The sequence below is a fragment of the Phaeobacter sp. S60 genome, assembly GCF_000826845.1.
Taxonomy (GTDB): Bacteria; Pseudomonadota; Alphaproteobacteria; order Rhodobacterales; family Rhodobacteraceae; genus Phaeobacter; species Phaeobacter piscinae.
The window spans coordinates 42,117-59,283 of sequence record NZ_JSWJ01000022.1 but is presented as its reverse complement, the minus strand read 5'-3'; the positions used below and the strand labels follow the sequence as shown (position 1 = coordinate 59,283).

General features: G+C 61.3%; 15 protein-coding genes. 13 read left to right on the top strand and 2 right to left on the bottom strand.

Annotation, left to right across the window (positions count from 1 at the left end; all coding sequences use genetic code 11):
- The first annotated feature begins 160 nt into the window (after positions 1-160).
- The 5 genes from tldD (at position 161) to OO25_RS18535 (ending at position 7,546) form a co-directional block, all read left to right on the top strand.
- Positions 161-1,582 (top strand): metalloprotease TldD, encoded by a 1,422-nt coding sequence (tldD, locus tag OO25_RS18555; protein WP_040172045.1) that lies wholly within the window; start codon positions 161-163, stop codon positions 1,580-1,582.
- Positions 1,583-1,877: 295 nt separating this feature from the next.
- Entirely contained in the window at positions 1,878-3,116 is a 1,239-nt protein-coding gene (gene dprA, locus OO25_RS18550) for a DNA-processing protein DprA (protein WP_040181924.1), read from the top strand.
- 113 nt (positions 3,117-3,229) lie between these two features.
- Entirely contained in the window at positions 3,230-5,932 is a 2,703-nt protein-coding gene (topA, locus tag OO25_RS18545; protein WP_040181922.1) for a type I DNA topoisomerase, read from the top strand.
- A 252-nt stretch (positions 5,933-6,184) separates the two neighbouring features.
- On the top strand, positions 6,185-6,904 hold the full coding sequence (locus OO25_RS18540) for a CoA transferase subunit A (protein ID WP_040172528.1): 720 nt from the start codon (positions 6,185-6,187) through the stop codon (positions 6,902-6,904).
- A gap of 12 nt (positions 6,905-6,916) precedes the next feature.
- Positions 6,917-7,546, top strand: a complete 630-nt coding sequence (locus OO25_RS18535) for a 3-oxoacid CoA-transferase subunit B (protein ID WP_040181920.1) — start codon at positions 6,917-6,919, stop codon at positions 7,544-7,546.
- A 62-nt stretch (positions 7,547-7,608) separates the two neighbouring features.
- On the opposite strand, the gene OO25_RS18530 is transcribed toward OO25_RS18535, so the two are convergent.
- The gene (locus OO25_RS18530; RefSeq protein WP_040181918.1) at positions 7,609-8,112 is read right to left on the bottom strand and encodes a hypothetical protein; all 504 of its coding nucleotides are present in this window, start codon (positions 8,110-8,112) and stop codon (positions 7,609-7,611) included.
- 138 nt (positions 8,113-8,250) lie between these two features.
- Complete coding sequence (locus OO25_RS18525) at positions 8,251-9,039, bottom strand: lytic transglycosylase domain-containing protein (protein ID WP_369808875.1); 789 nt, start codon at positions 9,037-9,039, stop codon at positions 8,251-8,253.
- Between the two features lie 494 nt (positions 9,040-9,533).
- Between OO25_RS18525 and OO25_RS18520 the strand changes: the two genes are divergently transcribed.
- From OO25_RS18520 to OO25_RS18490, 8 genes are all read left to right on the top strand, one after another.
- Positions 9,534-9,719: a hypothetical protein gene (locus OO25_RS18520; protein ID WP_040181915.1), complete on the top strand. Its 186-nt coding sequence runs from the start codon at positions 9,534-9,536 to the stop codon at positions 9,717-9,719.
- A 90-nt stretch (positions 9,720-9,809) separates the two neighbouring features.
- The gene (locus tag OO25_RS23020; protein WP_014873713.1) at positions 9,810-9,986 is read left to right on the top strand and encodes a hypothetical protein; all 177 of its coding nucleotides are present in this window, start codon (positions 9,810-9,812) and stop codon (positions 9,984-9,986) included.
- Positions 9,987-10,136: 150 nt separating this feature from the next.
- Positions 10,137-10,997 (top strand): Flp pilus assembly protein CpaB, encoded by an 861-nt coding sequence (gene cpaB / locus OO25_RS18515; RefSeq protein WP_014873712.1) that lies wholly within the window; start codon positions 10,137-10,139, stop codon positions 10,995-10,997.
- A gap of 227 nt (positions 10,998-11,224) precedes the next feature.
- On the top strand, positions 11,225-12,631 hold the full coding sequence (locus tag OO25_RS18510) for a type II and III secretion system protein family protein (protein WP_040172526.1): 1,407 nt from the start codon (positions 11,225-11,227) through the stop codon (positions 12,629-12,631).
- Positions 12,632-12,650: 19 nt separating this feature from the next.
- Positions 12,651-13,277, top strand: a complete 627-nt coding sequence (locus OO25_RS18505) for an OmpA family protein (RefSeq protein ID WP_040172524.1) — start codon at positions 12,651-12,653, stop codon at positions 13,275-13,277.
- 204 nt (positions 13,278-13,481) lie between these two features.
- Positions 13,482-14,714: an AAA family ATPase gene (locus OO25_RS18500; protein WP_040181912.1), complete on the top strand. Its 1,233-nt coding sequence runs from the start codon at positions 13,482-13,484 to the stop codon at positions 14,712-14,714.
- A 29-nt stretch (positions 14,715-14,743) separates the two neighbouring features.
- Positions 14,744-16,189 (top strand): CpaF family protein, encoded by a 1,446-nt coding sequence (locus OO25_RS18495; protein ID WP_040181909.1) that lies wholly within the window; start codon positions 14,744-14,746, stop codon positions 16,187-16,189.
- Positions 16,189-17,157 (top strand): type II secretion system F family protein, encoded by a 969-nt coding sequence (locus OO25_RS18490; RefSeq protein ID WP_014873707.1) that lies wholly within the window; start codon positions 16,189-16,191, stop codon positions 17,155-17,157. Before OO25_RS18495 ends, OO25_RS18490 begins: the two co-directional genes overlap by 1 nt.
- The last annotated feature ends 10 nt before the right edge of the window (positions 17,158-17,167 follow it).

Genomic DNA, 17,167 nt, shown 5'->3' with positions numbered 1-17,167 from the left:
CTGCGCCGACGTCCTATGTCGGAACTTTGATTCCACAAAACGCGCCGGACCCGTTGTCTTTGACGCTGCTAAAAATCATATTCCATCGTGCAGTTAAAGAGGAATGCTCGCGTCAAAGCGTCGCTTTCTTGATTTAGATCAAAAAAACCGAGGTCAAACCATGGATACCGCAGCCTTCCGCCCGTTTGAAACAACCCTGCCCGAAGACGAGGCCCTGGGGGTCCTGCGTTCGGCCCTTGCGGGGGCTGATGATGGGGAGATCTTTGTCGAGCGGCGCAAGTCGGAGGCGCTGGTTTTTGATGATGGCCGGTTGCGCAATGCCAGCTATGATGCCGCCGAAGGGTTCGGCCTGCGGGCGGTCAATGGCGAGGTCGCTGGCTATGCCCATTCCACCGATGTCTCCATTGCCGGGCTGAAGCGCGCCGCCGAAACCGCGCGTCTTGCCGTGGGCGATGGCGGCGGCACCATGGCCCCGCCACCGCCGCGCACCAACACCCGTCTTTATACTGAGAATGATCCGATTGGCGCGATGCCCTTTGCCGTGAAGGTGGAGACCCTGCGCGAGATCGACGCCTTTGCCCGCGCACAGGACTCGCGGGTGGTGCAGGTCTCAGCAATGCTGGCGGCCTCCCTGCAGGAGGTGGAGATCCTGCGCGCCGATGGCACCCGCGTGCGTGATGTGCGCCCGATGACCCGGCTCAATGTCTCGGTGATTGTCGAACAGGACGGCCGCCGTGAAAGCGGCTCTGCCGGTGGCGGCGGGCGCGTGGGGCTGGACGGTCTGGTGGATCCCGCCGATTGGCAGAGCAAGGTCCGCGAGGCGCTGCGGATCGCCTGTGTCAACCTCGAGGCCGTCCCCGCCCCCGCCGGTGAGATGGACGTGGTGCTTGGCCCCGGCTGGCCCGGCATCCTGCTGCATGAGGCCATCGGCCATGGGCTGGAAGGGGATTTTAATCGCAAGGGGTCGTCCGCTTTTGCAGGCCTTATGGGTCAGCAGATCGCCGCCAAGGGGGTGACGGTGCTGGATGACGGCACTATCGCCGACCGGCGCGGCTCCATCACCGTCGATGACGAAGGCACGCCCAGCCAGAAAACCACCCTGATCGAGGATGGCAAGCTGGTGGGCTTCATGCAGGACCGCCAGAACGCGCGCCTGATGGGGGTGGAGAGCACCGGCAATGGTCGCCGCCAAAGCTACGCCCACGCGCCAATGCCACGGATGACCAACACCTATATGCTGGGCGGCGATGCCAACCCCGACGATCTGGTCGCCTCCATTAAGGATGGCATCTGGGCCGTCGGCTTCGGCGGTGGTCAGGTCGACATTACCAACGGCAAATTTGTGTTCTCCTGCACCGAGGCCTACCGGGTGAAGGATGGCAAGGTCGGCGCCCCGGTCAAAGGCGCAACCCTGATCGGTGACGGCGCCACCGCGCTGAACAAGATCCGCGCGCTTGGCAATGACATGGCGCTTGACCCCGGCATGGGCAATTGCGGCAAACAGGGCCAATGGGTGCCGGTGGGCGTTGGCCAGCCCACGGTGCTGATGGGCGGTCTTACAGTTGGCGGCTCCGCCACCTAAGCCTCTGTCAACGACGGCGGCGGTATCGCCGCCCGACTCGCCACAAGAATCGCCGCCATGTCGCTAAACGGCCGACTCGGTGGCGGTTTTCGATGATTTAACGGCTCTGGCAGCATCATTGACGGACGCCTAACCGGTCGTTGTTTCGCCTGTACTTTTAGCGATGGCAGTTTTTTGCTTTTATCAGAATGAGTTAGAATTCAGTTTGTTAAAATATTTCCCTTAATTCTTCATGTTCACCACCTGTTAACCACTCAAGAGCTAATCATAGTCTTGCAACAAGGCGGAGCGCAGGATGACCGAAGAAGCACATTCTTCCACTCACCCCCCACTCCCACCCACCACGGAAGATACTCGGATTTCCTGGCTCCGTCTTTTGCGCTCAAGACGTGTTGGCGCGGTGACGTTTCACCGTCTCCTCGCGAAATATGGATCAGCGCAGAACGCGCTGTCCGCGTTGCCTGAAATGGCACGCGCCGCTGGCGTTAAAGGGTATAAAATATGCTCTGCTGAGGCGGCACTGGCCGAAATCACGGCCGCAGAAGCCGCGAATGCGCGGCTTTTGTGCTTTGGGGAGGCCGATTACCCATCCCATCTGGCCGCGCTGCGCGATGCCCCGCCCCTGCTGTGGGCCATGGGGGACCCGGCGCATCTGAACCAGCCCACCATCGCCATTGTCGGCGCGCGCAATGCCTCCTCACTTGGCGTTCGCATGGCCCGCGCCCTAGCCCGGGAGTTGGGCGAGGCCGGGTATTGCGTCATCTCAGGACTGGCGCGCGGCATTGATACCGCCGCCCATATGGCCGCCCTGCGCACCGGAACCTGCGCCGTGATGGCGGGCGGTGTCGATGTGATCTACCCAACTGAAAACACCCGGTTGGCCGGGGATATCGCCGAACAAGGCGTGATGATTTCCGAACACCCAATGGGCATGTCCCCCCGCGCGCGGCATTTTCCGGCCCGCAACCGCATCATTGCCGGCGCTGCTCAGGCTGTGGTGGTGGTGGAAGGTGCCGCCAAATCCGGTTCGCTGATCACCGCACGCGACGCGCTGGACCTGGGCCGCGACGTGCTGGCAGTGCCCGGCCACCCGTTTGATGCGCGGGCTGCGGGCTGCAATATGCTGATCCGCGACGGCGCCCAGCTGGTGCGCAACGCGCAGGACGTGATCGAGGCGCTGCCGCCGATGGATCTGTCGCACCGCGTGGTGGCCGAACTCTCCGACCGGCCGGTGCCCCCGCCGGAGGCCGCGGCCAGCGCCCGCCTCACGGATTTGCCCCCTCCTCCGCCGCCGCAGCGCGATCTGCGCGAGACCGCAGCGCTGCACCAGCGGATCCTCGACCGTCTTGGCCCTGCCCCCACGGCAGAAGATCAGCTGGTCCGCGACCTGGCAGTCACGTCACGCGATCTGGCCCCGGCGCTCACCGATCTGGAGCTCTTAGGCGCCGTCGCCCGCGCGGCGGGTGGCCTTCTGATCCGGGGGGATTTCGACCGGGAGCCACAGGGCGCACCGGCCCCCAAATCCCAGCGCTGATTGACGCAACAGCCCATTGTCATTCGAAGCCGGATTGACAATCTCCCCTTGCACCCCACATGTTGCCCCGCCATAGAGCGCCCGCAGCCCGTCCCATAGAGGTTTACGAATTTATGCCCGTTGTTGTTGTAGAATCCCCAGCTAAAGCCAAGACAATCAACAAATATCTCGGCTCCGACTACACGGTTCTGGCCTCTTACGGACATGTGCGCGACCTGCCTGCAAAAAACGGATCGGTCGAACCCGACGATGATTTTGCAATGACCTGGGAGGTCGGTGCCGACAGCCGCAAACACGTCAAGGCCATCGCCGATGCGCTGAAAGACGACAACGCCCTGATCCTCGCAACTGACCCTGACCGCGAAGGCGAGGCGATCAGCTGGCACCTGCAGGAGGCGCTGACCAAACGCCGTTCGATCAAGAAAGATACCCCGGTGAGCCGGGTGACCTTCAACGCCATCACCAAGGAAGCGGTGACCGAGGCGATGAAGAACCCGCGACAGGTCGATATGCCGCTGGTGGAGGCCTATCTGGCTCGCCGAGCGCTGGACTATCTGGTCGGCTTCAACCTCTCGCCGGTGCTCTGGCGCAAGCTGCCCGGCGCCCGCTCTGCCGGGCGGGTGCAGTCGGTCTGCCTGCGCCTGATTGTTGAGCGTGAAATGGAGATCGAGGCGTTCAACCCACAGGAATACTGGTCCGTGAAGGCAAGCCTCGCGACACCGCGCGGACAGGAGTTCGAGGCCCGCCTGACGGTTCTCGGCGGTGACAAGTTGGACAAATATGCGCTGGCCAATTCCACCGCGGCCGAGTTGGCGGTGCAGGCCGTTGCCAGCCGGTCCCTGACCGTGCAATCGGTCGAGGCGAAACCCGCCTCCCGCAATCCATCAGCGCCCTTCATGACCTCCACCCTGCAGCAGGAAGCCAGCCGCAAATTCGGCATGGGCGCGAAGCAGTGCATGAACGCCGCGCAGCGCCTCTATGAGGCAGGCTACATCACCTATATGCGGACCGATGGCATCGACATGGCGCCAGAGGCAGTGCAAGAGGCGCGCGCCGAAATCGCCAAGCGCTACGGCGCCGAATATGTGCCGGGATCACCCCGGATCTACAAGAACAAGGCCAAGAATGCGCAAGAGGCGCATGAATGTATCCGCCCCACCGACATGAGCCGCGACGCCAAGAGCTTGAAAGTCTCCGAGGATGACCAGCGCAAGCTTTATGATCTGATCTGGAAACGGACCCTCGCCTGCCAGATGGAAGGCGCCCGTTTGGAGCGAACGACGGTTGATATCGGCTCTGACGACCGTCAGGTGGTGCTGCGCGCCACCGGTCAGGTGATGTTGTTCGACGGCTTCCTGCGTGTCTACGAAGAAGGCCGCGATGATGTTGTTGACGATGATGACAAGCGCCTGCCGCAGATCATGCAGGGCGAGTCGCTGAAATTCGCGGCATCCCTGGCCGCGCAGGCGGAGAAAGCCGACGCAGCTGGCGCCATTCTGTCAGACGACAAGGCGGTTCTGGGCCTGCAGCACCACACCCAGCCGCCGCCCCGCTTTACCGAGGCGACATTGGTCAAACGCATGGAAGAGCTGGGCATCGGTCGCCCCTCCACCTATGCCTCTGTGATCACCACGATTCAGGACCGCGAATATGTCCGCAAGGACAAGAACCGCCTGTTCCCCGAGGATAAGGGCCGGATCGTCACCATCTTCCTGCTGAACTTCTTTCGCACCTACGTGGGGTATGAATTCACCGCCAATCTGGAAGGGGAGCTGGACGACGTCAGCGCCGGGGACCGCGACTACAAGGATCTGTTGAGCCGGTTCTGGCGCGATTTCTCCGCCGCAATCTCTGAGACCTCTGACCTGCGCATCACCGAAGTGCTGGATGTGCTGGATGACGCGCTGGCGCCGCAGCTGTATCCGCCGCGCGAAGATGGCGTGGATCCTCGCATCTGCCCCAAATGCGGCGCCGGTCAGCTGCATCTGAAAACCTCGCGCACCGGCGGGTTTGTCGGCTGTGGCAACTACCCGGAATGCAACTACACCCGCCCCATTTCCGGGGAGGGCGCGGAAGGCTACGAGCGTGTTCTGGGCGAGGACGATGGGGATGAGATCCACCTGAAATCCGGTCGCTTCGGGCCTTACGTGCAGCGCGGTGAAGCCACGCCCGAGAACAAGAAACCGCCACGCTCCTCTCTGCCCAAACAAGGCAAGGATTTCCTGCCGGGCTGGGGTCCGAATGAGGTCACGCTGGAACAGGCGGTCACCCTGCTGACCCTGCCCCGCGAGATTGGCCAGCACCCTGAGGGCGGCGCGATTCAGGCCAATCTGGGGCGCTTTGGTCCCTATATTGCGCATCAGAAACCCGACGAGGAAAAGCCGGTTTACGTGAACCTCAAGGAAACGCTCGACGTCTTTGAGATCGGCATGAACCGCGCGGTGGAAATGCTGGCGGAGAAGCGCGCCAACCCCGGTCGCGGACGCCGCGCCGCGGCCAAGGCGCTGAAAGAGCTGGGCGATCACCCCGAAAGCGGCGGTGCCATCAGCATCATGGACGGGCGTTACGGGCCTTACGTCAAATGGGAGAAGGTGAACGCCACCCTGCCCAAGGACGTCGAGCCGAAGGATGTCACAGTCGAGATGGCCGTGCAGCTGATCACCGAGAAAGCTGGCAAATCCGGCGCCAAGAAGAAGGCTCCGGCAAAGAAGGCCGCCCCGAAAAAGCCCGCCGCCAAAAAGACAGCGGCGAAGAAACCCGCCGCGAAAAAGCCCGCAGCGAAAAAGAAGGCCGAGACCAGCAGCGACGAGGGGTAACCCGCCCCCCGCTGGCCTCTGGCCGCCTCTCCCAAACTGCTCCCACCCGGTGAACTCCCGCCCGGTCAGCCCCGTCTTGCGACGGGTCTCGACCCGTTGGGCATGGCGCCGCTGACGCGGCGCGCCGTGCCGCCCCATCCGATGCTCTGCACCCCTGTCCGTAGAAATACGTGTCTTTCTCCGTATCGTTGACTCTGTCCCCGGCGGGCGTCAGAACTTTGCCAACCTGGCTGATGATCATGGGAGATGGATATGAAAAAGGTTTATTCCAACGCTGCCGAGGCGCTGGACGGTGTGCTGCACGATGGCATGTTCATCGCCGCAGGCGGGTTCGGGCTCTGCGGTATTCCGGAACTGCTGCTTGATGCGATCAAGGACGCAGGCACCAAGGATCTGACCTTCGCCTCCAACAACGCGGGCGTTGATGATTTCGGCATCGGTATCCTGCTGCAGACCAAGCAGGTGAAGAAGATGATCTCCTCCTACGTCGGCGAGAACGCGGAATTCATGCGCCAGTATCTCTCCGGTGAGTTGGAGCTGGAATTCAACCCGCAAGGCACATTGGCGGAACGTATGCGCGCTGGTGGCGCAGGCATTCCTGGCTTCTTCACCAAGACCGGCGTGGGCACCGTCATTGCCGAGGGCAAGATGGAGAAACAGTTCCCCACCGGCGAAAATGGCGCCATGGAAGACTACATCATGGAAGAAGGCATCTTTGCCGATCTCGCCATCGTCAAGGCCTGGAAGGCCGATGAAACCGGCAATCTGGTGTTCCGCAAGACCGCCCGCAATTTCAACGTGCCTGCCGCCACCTGCGGCAAGATCTGCGTTGCGGAAGTTGAGGAAATCGTCCCCGTCGGCAGTCTTGACCCCGATGCGATCCACCTGCCCGGCATCTATGTGCATCGCATCATCCAAGGCGATCACGAGAAACGCATCGAACAGCGCACCACGCGCCCCGCAGCACAGTAAGGAGACCGCGATATGGCATGGGACCGCAATCAAATGGCCGCCCGCGCGGCACAGGAACTGCAGGACGGCTGGTATGTGAACCTCGGCATCGGCATTCCGACGCTGGTCAGCAACCACATCCCCGACGGCGTCAACGTGACCTTGCAGTCCGAAAACGGCATGCTGGGCATGGGCCCTTTCCCGGTTGAGGGCGAAGAGGATGCCGACCTGATCAACGCCGGCAAGCAGACCATCACCGAACTGCCCCAGACCGCCTATTTCGACAGCGCGCAATCCTTCGCGATGATCCGCGGCGGCAAGATCGCCATGGCGATCCTCGGCGCGATGGAAGTCGCCGAAAACGGTGATCTGGCGAACTGGATGATCCCCGGCAAGCTGGTGAAGGGCATGGGCGGCGCGATGGATCTGGTCGCAGGCGTCGGCCGCGTGGTGGTGGTCATGGACCACACCAACAAACACGGCGACAGCAAGGTGCTGAAAGACTGCACCCTGCCCCTGACCGGCAAAGGCGTGGTGGATCGCATCATCACCAACCTTGGCGTGCTGGATGTGGTCGAGGGCGGTTTGAAGATCGTTGAGACCGCCGAGGGCGTCAGCGAGGATGAGCTGCGCGCCGCAACTCAGGCGACCATCGTCAACTGATCGCCGCAAGGCACCCTCAAAACGACGCGGCCCGCCAGATCATCTGACGGGCCGTTTTTCTGTCACGCACCTGCAAACTGGGCCGGTGGCGTCGCAGTCGGCCGCCCCCGTGGCCGCCCCTGTGGCCGCAAGGAGGACCACAACGGCAACTCCGCCGCATTCAGCAACTCATACATATGGACGCGTTTGTCGTACCAGTTGACGCTCATCTCCCGGTCCTGCTCGAACACGATAACACAGTAGTCATCACCATTCTGATCGCAGCTGTCGCGTCCCAACACGGTGACCAGTACCGGATCAACCAGATGGCGGTTGAACAGCACCTGCGCCTTCACCGTCTTGCCCGACAGATGCAGCGCACAGGCAAACAGCGCCACCGCCACCAGAATATGCCCATAGCCGGAAAAATTGCTGAGCGAGTTGGCACTCGCCAGCCCCGGCCCGAAGGCCACGAATAGCAAGCGCCCGAAAAAGCCAACAAATGCGATGGTGCCGAACATGATAATATTGTCAGTCGCCGCATGCGAACCTGCGGCCAAAGCCGACGGATCAATCCCTAAATCCAATGCCTGTCTCCACAATCACTTCAGGTAGAATATGTTCGCGATAAATCAGCCAAATCGGGCAGAAACATGATCCCGGCAGTGAAACCTTAACAATTTTTCGAAAAACAGCGGCGCCATGGGATTTGGCACCCTTCTGGTCTACTTCACCCGGCGAAACACACAGCCATCGGTGATCAGCTCCGGCGGAGTCATACACAGGCTGCGCGCCACCTGAAACGCCGCCAGCACCTTGGGCACGTAATCACGCGTCTCGGCAAAGGGCGGCACGCCTGCATGGCTGCGCACAGAGCCCTCGCCAGCATTGTATCCCGCGAGCACCAGAACCGGATCACGGTTGAACTCTCCCATCAGCCAGTTGAGGTATTTCACCCCGCCCGCGATGTTCTCGCCACTGTCCAGGGCGTTACTGACCCCAAACCGCGCCGCAGTGTCCGGCATCAGCTGCATCAATCCTTGCGCGCCTGCACTGCTGACCGCCTCGGCCTTGCCTGCCGATTCCACGGCAATCACCGCCAGCACCAATGCCGGAGAGACATCAGTCCCCACACTGGCCGTCAGGATCTGCACGCCGCGCGCAGTGGCAATCTCCTGCATCAGTTGCAGCCGGGGCGCCGCCACCGGCGTGTCCCCATCCAGCGCCCGCAGCGCCTTGGCCAGTCGACCGGGACCGCCGTCTGCCAGACTGTCGGAGATCTCTGCCCAGAACCCGGTATAGCGCCCCTTATGCGGTGCGGCAGGCGCGACCGCCTCCGTGGCGGCGGGCGGCGCGGGGATAGTGGCGGGCGTCTCGATCTGTATCTTGATCCGCTGTTTGGTGCCGGGCTTGGGCGGGCGTACGCGCTTCGCCTCAAACTTAGGGAAAGGCGCTGGTGCGGCTTTCTCAACCGTCTGCGCGCCGCTCTCGTCAGCGCTGGTGGTCCAGATCACAGCTGAGGCCACAAGCGCTGCGGCAGCCCTGCGCGACCAACAGTCCACATGCCAACCGTTTCCCCCAACACTGGGAGGCTTGCGCCGACTCGCCGACGTAAAGGCCGCCAAACGGCCAGAAATGGATCGCCAAAGACTCATGGGGCTGCTCTGCCTCTGTTTTCGCCACCGAGACTCGCCGAAGCACCGGTAAAAATCCAGATTTGCGGCCCAGATTCTGGCGGATTTGCCATATTTACCAAGATCTGCCGCCCCAGAGCCACGGGTGTTGATAAGAAGTAAAAATAATAACGGCTCAAATTCAATGACTTAACTAGATCATTGGCAAAAAGTTAAAGTAGGGCAAATGAGTCCGCGTTTCAGCCCAAATCCTGCCACGCTCCGCTGGCTATATAGCTTCACACCAAGTCGAACAGAGCCGAGCAGGAGAGAGCAGGCTCACAAACGTACGGCAAGGTTGAAACACACTTTTAGATCCTTTGGAGGGACGAACCATGATCAAATTCATCAAAAACTTCCGTAAAGACGACTCTGGCGCCGTGACTGTTGACTGGGTTGTTCTGACCGCTGCTGTGGCCGCTCTGGCAGGTGTTGTCTACACCTCAATCGAAACCGGCGCGTCGAACCTGACATCCGCGACCGGCTCCTACCTGGGCACCAAAGGTCCGTCCGACTCCTAAGTCGCTTTTGACCTGACGAGTTTGAGGGCCGCGCCTTTTGCCTAAGGTGCGGCCCTTTGCCCAAGGAACCTTCGGTTAGCGAGGTCCAGTATGAACAGGTTCAAGCAATTCATTGCCAAAGACGACGGCGCAGTCACCGTTGACTGGGTGGTTCTGACCGCTGCGATCGTTGGGTTGGTTGTGCTCATCGCCGCCTCTATGGAGGATGGCGCATTGGGACTGGCCGACCTGTTGGCAGCCTATATGACCAATTGGTCGTTTAGCTGATCGGGGCGCGGCAACGCGTCCTGTCCGCCGGTGGCGAATGGCATCGGCGGCAGCACTGGGACAGAACGCCCGGTTCAGGCAACGGTTTGACCGACCCAGGCACCGGTGTTGCACCCGCAACGTCGGCAGCCCTTGATGAGAGGTACCACCATGCGTGCAGTATTCGGACTTGTCCTCATTGTCGGAGTCGCCCTTGCTGGGGGGGCTGTGATGATGGCCAAGAACTATATCACCGCTTACCAAAACGAACTCGCCCGTGAGCGCGCCTCGCGGGGAGAGAATATTCCGTTGGTCGATGTCTTTATCGCCAACACGCAACTGAAATACGGCGAACGGCTGACCAAAGAGCACATCCGCTCCGTCCGCTGGCCCGAGAATGCCATTCCCGAAGGCGCCTTCCTGACCATGGATGCGCTGTTCCCGCCGCAATACCCCGATGATCATCGCGTGGTGCTGCGCCGCATGGAAAAGGATGAGGCGATTCTGGCGGTCAAGGTCACCAAACCCGGTGAAGACGCGGGTATCACCTCCCGCCTGTCCAAAGGCATGCGCGCCTTTGCGATCCGGGTTGATGTCTCCTCCGGCGTGTCCGGTTTTCTGCGCCCCGGTGACCACGTGGACGTCTATTGGACCGGTTCGCTCAATGATCAGAATGGTGGTCGGAATGGCGAATTCACCCGCCTGATCCAGACCAATATCGAACTCATCGCCGTGGATCAGACCGCCGGTGGCGATCTGGATGGCGCGGTCATCGCGCGCACCGTGACTGCCGCCGTGCGCCCCGAACAGGTCGCCGCGCTGGCGCAGGCGCAATCCACCGGGCGGCTGTCACTGTCACTTGTGGGCGCGGGCGATGACACCGTGGCTTCGGTAATCGAGGTCGACCAGCGCAGCCTGCTGGGTCTCGGCGCGATCGAGGCACCACAACAGGCCGAACAGGAAAAGGTCTGCACCATCCGCACCCGTCGGGGCGCTGAAGTGGTCGAGATCCCAATTCCCTGCACCAACTGAACCGCGACATCGCATTCTTGCAAAGGTTTCAGATGGATAACGTATCAAACACCGCCCCTCCGTGGGCGGTGTTTTGTTGTGATTGTTGCTGCTTCCCCACAGGTGGAACCCAGTAGCTGCACCCCGGAAGTCATTGATTCTTGCAAAAATTCGCCGATGCGCGCAGAGTGGCGCGAACAATGGGCAAAAAGACCCTGTATCGAGGCGTGATCGGAAAGGCAGGTCACATGGCTTTTAGACGGTATATAGCGGCGGCCCTCACCGGGCTTTCGCTGGTGTGTTTCCCGGTTGCAGATGCGGCTTGGGCAAATGGGTTGCGGGTGGTCAAAAAGGGCACCGCTGCCAATCTTGATGTGCCAATGAACCGGGCGGTGGTTGTCGAAAGCGACGTGCCCTTCTCAGAGCTCAGCATCGCCAATCCCAGCATCGCCGATATTTCTTCGCTGTCGGATCGCACGATCTACGTTCTGGGCAAGGCTCCGGGTCTCACCACGCTGACCCTGCTGGATGCCTCGGGTCGCCTGATCACCAATGTCGACGTTCGCGTTGCCGCCGATGTCAGCGAGTTCAAGGAACGTCTGCGGCAGATCCTGCCCGGCGAGAAGATCGAAGTCCGCACTGCCAACGATGGCATCGTTCTCTCCGGCGTCGTGTCCAGCTCTGCCCGGTTGCAGCGGGCGCTGGATCTGGCCGAACGCTATGCGCCTGAGCGGGTCAGCAACCTGATGTCGGTCGGCGGCGTGCAGCAGGTCATGCTGAAGGTGCGTTTTGCCGAAATGCAGCGCACCGTCTCCAAATCCCTCAGCGCCTCGCTCGGCGTGAAGGGCGGCAACAGCGTTGGCGTCAACGGCGGTACCAGCACCCTCAACACCCAAGGCGCGCTGACCAACAGCCTGTCCGGCAACATTCCGGCCGCCAATGACAACACCGGCGCCTTTGTCTTCGGCTTCAATGCCGGTGCCTTCCAGGTCAATCTCCTGCTGGAGGCGCTGGAGCAGAAAGGCGTCGTCCGCACCCTGGCAGAGCCCAATCTCTCCGCTCTCTCGGGGCAGGAGGCCAAATTCCTCGCCGGCGGTGAATATCCCATTCCCGTCGCCCAGGAAGACGGCGTCATTACAATTGAGTTCAAACCCTTCGGGATTGAGCTGAACTTCATCCCTCGCGTGGTCGATGCGGATGTGATCAATCTGGAAATGAAGGCCGCTGTCTCCGCCATTGATCCGACCAATTCAATTGAACTGAACGGCCTCAGTATCGCAGCCTTCTCGCGCCGGGAAAGCGTGACGACGGTTGAAATGCGCGATGGTGAGAGCTTTGCCATTGCCGGTCTGATCCGCGATGAATTCCGCGACAACTCCTCGCAGCTGCCCTGGATCGGCGATGTGCCCGTCCTCGGCTCACTGTTCCGCAGCGCCAACTACCAGCGCGCGCAGACCGAACTGGTGATCATCGTCAGCGCCCATCTGGTAACCCCGACACGCGGCGAGGCGCTGAGCCTGCCGACCGATCGTATCCGCCCGCCAAGTGAGAGTGAATTGTTCCTGATGGGCCGGGTGGCCAAGGGCCAGAAAGGCCCCGCCAGCGAAGTGGCCAAGCAGGACTTCAATGGCTCTTACGGCTATGTGATGGATTAAGCAGAGGGATATGGGGCAGATGATCAGATATGCAGCACTCTTTGGCCTGTCCCTGACAGTGGCCGCCTGTGAATATGAGGCGGGCGAACCGCTGGACCGTTCGGTCTTTGGCAATGCCACCAATTCCAACGCCGCCGTGATGGCCGGAGAACGCGATTTCGCAATCCAGCTCGCCACCCGCTTTGCCGAAGAGGTGCCGACCACCATCACCTTCGCCTTTGACAGTGCCCAGCTTGACGGCAATGCCCGCGCGGTGCTGGATCAGCAGGCCCATTGGATCCGGCAATTCCCCGAGGTGCGTTTCCGGGTCTTTGGTCATACCGATGCCGTCGGCTCCGCCAGCTACAACAAGGCCCTTGGCCTGCGCCGCGCGCGCGCAGCTGTGAACTACCTTGTCGGGCGCGGGATCAGCCGCAGCCGATTGCAGGCCGTGGTCTCCTTCGGCGAGACGCAGCCCCTGATTCCGACCCCAGACCGCGAGCGTCGCAACCGCCGCACCGTCACTGAGGTCAGCGGTTTCCTGAAGCGCCATCCCACTGTTCTGGATGGGAAATACGCGCAGATTATCTACCGTGAGTACGTTGAAAGCGCGGTGCCACGCACCTCACTGACCAGCGAACGCTCGATCAAAACCACTCTGGAATAAGCGTGGCTAAACAGGGTTGGCAGCGGTTAACCCTGTTTAGACCTCATTAAGAATACCCCAGAAATGGGCGGCCTTGGCCCCAATCTCGCCCAGATCTTCCCCGACATTGTTCTCAAGAGGTAATGTGCGTCCATCAATCGGATGCACGTGCTAGCGTGCTCCGGCCAAGATGGCGCGACACGCCCCGAGAGAAGGATAACGGTGATGAGCAGCGGTATGCCGCAGACAGAATCGAATGCGATTGTTGCCTGTACGATCAGTCGGGACGTGCAGAACTTCGACCTGCTGATCGAAGACATGGAAGCAACCATGGGCGAATCCTGGGGGGACCTCGGCTTCACCGAGGCGCTGGCCTTCTTCAATCAAAGCGAAGCCGAAGCGCTGGAATTTGTCGCCCTTGCGCTGGACAGCGGCGACGAGGACAACCTGCCGCTGATGGGCACCATCATCACCGAGGCAAAGGCCCGCAATATCAAGGTGATCCTGATTGCCGAGGATGTGACCCCCGCCGCGCTGCACAACCTGCTGCGTCAGGGCGCCGATGAATTCATCCCCTACCCTCTGCCGGAAGGGGAGCTGCAAGCCGCAATTGAGCGCCTGCGCCTGGCCGATGCAGAGCGCACTGCCGAACCCCAGCACGTACTGAAGACCGGCAGTCAGCGCGATGGCGCCGTCATCGTCTGTCATGGTCTGGCCGGCGGCAGTGGCTCAACCACTTTGGCCGTCAACCTCGCCTGGGAGCTGGCGCAGCTGTCGACCAGCGAGACACCGCGCGTCTGCCTCCTCGACTTCGATTTGCAATATGGTTCAGTCGCGACCTACCTCGACCTGCCGCGCCGTGAAGTTGTGATGGAGATGCTCAGCGACACCGAAAACCTCGACGAAGATGTCTTTGGTCAGGCGCTGGTCACCTATGAGGACAAGCTGCAGGTGCTGACCGCACCGGTGGATATGATCCCGCTGGAGTTCATCACCCCCGAAGATATCGAACGGGTGGTCACGCTGGCGCGCAGCCACTTCGATTTTGTGGTCATCGACATGCCCCACACGCTGGTGCAGTGGTCGGAGACCATTCTCAATATGGCGCATGTCTATTTCTCCATGGTGGAGCTGGACATGCGGTCGGCGCAGAACGCGCTGCGCCTGAAACGGGCGCTGCAATCCGAGGACCTGCCGTTTGAAAAACTGCGGTTTGCGCTGAACCGGGCTCCGAAATTCACGGACCTAAGTGGCAAAAGCCGCGTGAAACGCATGGCGGAATCCTTGGGCATTTCCATCGACCTGCAACTGCCCGATGGCGGCAAGCAGGTGGCGCAGAGCTCTGATCATGGCAATCCGCTGGCCAGTTCAGCGGCCAAAAACCCACTGCGCAAGGAAATTCTGAAACTGGCCCAATCGCTGCATGACCTCGGTCAAAGCGACGCTGCGGCGGCCTGAACCCAGATTTAACCAGGGGCGTTCTTTCCATGTTCTCCAAGTACAAAAAACAGTCTGCCACGCCGCGCGCTGCCGCGCAGCCGGCCCCTGCGGCCGCACCTGCGCCGCAAAAGGCCCCCGCCCCGGCCGCCAACATGCGCAAACCCATGGCCCGCAAGGCGGCTGAGGCAACCCCGGCGGACAAGGAACGTAAACGCAAGGAGCGGATGGGCGAGATCAAGATCCAGCTGCACCGCGAACTGCTGGACAACCTCAACCTCGCCGCGCTGGAACGTGCCAGCGAGGCTGAGCTACGCGCCGAGATTTCCTCTATCGCCACCGAGATCCTTGAGGAAAAAGGCATCGTTCTCAACCGTGAGGACCGCCAGACCCTGACCAAGGAACTCTATGACGAGGTCACCGGCCTTGGCCCACTGGAAACCCTGCTTCAGGACGACACCGTCAACGATATTCTGGTCAACGGCCCGCAGCAGGTCTTTGTCGAACGCGATGGCAAACTCCAGCTCAGCGATGTGACCTTCAAGGATGAAAAGCACCTGATGCGGATCATCGACAAGATCGTCTCCGCCGTGGGTCGCCGTGTCGATGAAAGCAACCCTTACGTGGACGCCCGTCTTGCCGACGGCTCGCGTTTCAACGCGATGGTGCCGCCGGTGGCCGTGGATGGCTCACTGGTCTCGATACGTAAATTCAAGAAGGACAAGCTGGGCATTGACGATCTGGTCAACTTCGGCGCCTTCACCGAGGAAATGGCCGCCTATCTTCAGGCTGCGGTCTCCACCCGTCTCAATGTCATCGTCTCCGGCGGTACCGGCTCCGGTAAAACCACAACACTCAACGCGCTGTCATCCTTCATCGACAATGCCGAACGCATCCTCACCATCGAGGATACGGCAGAACTTCAGCTGCAACAGACCCATGTGGGCCGGATGGAAAGCCGCCCGCCCAACGTCGAGGGTCGCGGTGAGGTCTCGCCCCGCGACTGTCTCAAAAACGCCCTGCGGATGCGCCCGGACCGGATCATCGTGGGCGAAACCCGCGGCGAGGAAGTCATCGACATGTTGCAGGCGATGAACACCGGCCACGACGGGTCCATGACCACGATCCACGCCAACTCTGCCCGCGACGGCATCTCGCGTCTGGAAAACATGATCGCCATGGCCGGCATCGAAATGCCGATCAAGGCGGTGCGCAGCCAGATCGCCTCAGCGGTCAACATCATCGTGCAGGCCTCGCGTCTGCAGGACGGCTCCCGCCGCATGACCTCCATCACCGAAATCACCGGTATGGAAGGCGATGTGATCTCCATGCAGGAAATCTTCCGCTTCCAGCGCGTCGGCCTCACGCCGGAGAACAAGATCATCGGCCATTTCACCGCCACCGGCGTGCGCAGCCACTACTCCGAGCGGTTCCGCCTCTGGGGCTACGACCTGCCGTCCGCGATTTATGAACCCACCGTGATGGAGGCCCGCTGATGCAACTGAGTGCAGAACCAATCATCTATGGTCTGATCTTCATCGGCGTTCTGGTGCTGGTCGAAGGTCTCTATCTGGTGACATTTGGCAAATCCATCAGCCTCAACAGCCGCGTCAACCGCCGTCTGGAGATGATGGACAAGGGCGGCAACCGCGAACAGGTGCTGGAACAACTGCGCAAGGAAATGCGCCAGCATATGAGCGCCAAGTCGATCCCGCTCTATTCGCTGCTGGCCGAACGCGCACAGAAGGCAGCCATCGCCTTCTCACCGCGCCAACTGATCCTGATCATGGGCGGCGTCGCGGCCATCGCCTTCGTTGGCCTCAGCGTCGGCACCAGCGCCGAACTGCCGCTGCGCCTGCTGGCCTCGGTGATTATCGGCGTCGGTGCCGTGTTCTTCTGGGTCAACAAAAAAGCCGCCAAACGCATGGCCATGATCGAAGAGCAGCTGCCCGATGCCGTCGAACTGATGGTGCGGTCCCTGCGCGTTGGTCATCCGTTTTCCTCCGCCGTGCAGATCGTCGCCAATGAGGTCGAGGACCCGCTGGCCACCGAATTTGGCGTCATCGCCGACGAAAGCGCCTATGGCCGCGATGTCGGCGAAGCGCTGAAGGAAATGGCCGAACGGTTGGACATGCAGGACATGCGCTTCCTCGCCGTGGCCGTGACCATCCAGCAGCAATCGGGCGGCAACCTCGCCGAGGTGCTGGCCGGTCTGGCCAAGGTGATCCGCGCCCGCTTCCGCCTGTTCCGCCGCGTGAAAGCCATCACCGCCGAGGCGCAGTGGTCCGGCAAGTTCCTTTCCGGCTTCCCGCTGTTCTGTCTGGGCGGCATTCTGGCCAAGGATCCCGGTTACTACGACAGCGTGATCGACCATCCCTGGTTCATCCCCGCCTGTTTCGTCGTTGGCGCCATGCTGACCGTCAATCTCTTCGTCATGCGCATGCTGACGAACATCAAGGTGTGAGGCGAAATCC

What these genes read in the sequence shown, in the direction of transcription:
- tldD (WP_040172045.1), top strand. Translation starts at nt 161, where the DNA reads ATGGATACCGCAGCCTTCCGCCCGTTTGAAACAACCCTGCCCGAAGAC.
- dprA (WP_040181924.1), top strand. Translation starts at nt 1,878, where the DNA reads ATGACCGAAGAAGCACATTCTTCCACTCACCCCCCACTCCCACCCACC.
- topA (WP_040181922.1), top strand. Translation starts at nt 3,230, where the DNA reads ATGCCCGTTGTTGTTGTAGAATCCCCAGCTAAAGCCAAGACAATCAAC.
- OO25_RS18540 (WP_040172528.1), top strand. Translation starts at nt 6,185, where the DNA reads ATGAAAAAGGTTTATTCCAACGCTGCCGAGGCGCTGGACGGTGTGCTG.
- OO25_RS18535 (WP_040181920.1), top strand. Translation starts at nt 6,917, where the DNA reads ATGGCATGGGACCGCAATCAAATGGCCGCCCGCGCGGCACAGGAACTG.
- OO25_RS18520 (WP_040181915.1), top strand. Translation starts at nt 9,534, where the DNA reads ATGATCAAATTCATCAAAAACTTCCGTAAAGACGACTCTGGCGCCGTG.
- OO25_RS23020 (WP_014873713.1), top strand. Translation starts at nt 9,810, where the DNA reads ATGAACAGGTTCAAGCAATTCATTGCCAAAGACGACGGCGCAGTCACC.
- cpaB (WP_014873712.1), top strand. Translation starts at nt 10,137, where the DNA reads ATGCGTGCAGTATTCGGACTTGTCCTCATTGTCGGAGTCGCCCTTGCT.
- OO25_RS18510 (WP_040172526.1), top strand. Translation starts at nt 11,225, where the DNA reads ATGGCTTTTAGACGGTATATAGCGGCGGCCCTCACCGGGCTTTCGCTG.
- OO25_RS18505 (WP_040172524.1), top strand. Translation starts at nt 12,651, where the DNA reads ATGATCAGATATGCAGCACTCTTTGGCCTGTCCCTGACAGTGGCCGCC.
- OO25_RS18500 (WP_040181912.1), top strand. Translation starts at nt 13,482, where the DNA reads ATGAGCAGCGGTATGCCGCAGACAGAATCGAATGCGATTGTTGCCTGT.
- OO25_RS18495 (WP_040181909.1), top strand. Translation starts at nt 14,744, where the DNA reads ATGTTCTCCAAGTACAAAAAACAGTCTGCCACGCCGCGCGCTGCCGCG.
- OO25_RS18490 (WP_014873707.1), top strand. Translation starts at nt 16,189, where the DNA reads ATGCAACTGAGTGCAGAACCAATCATCTATGGTCTGATCTTCATCGGC.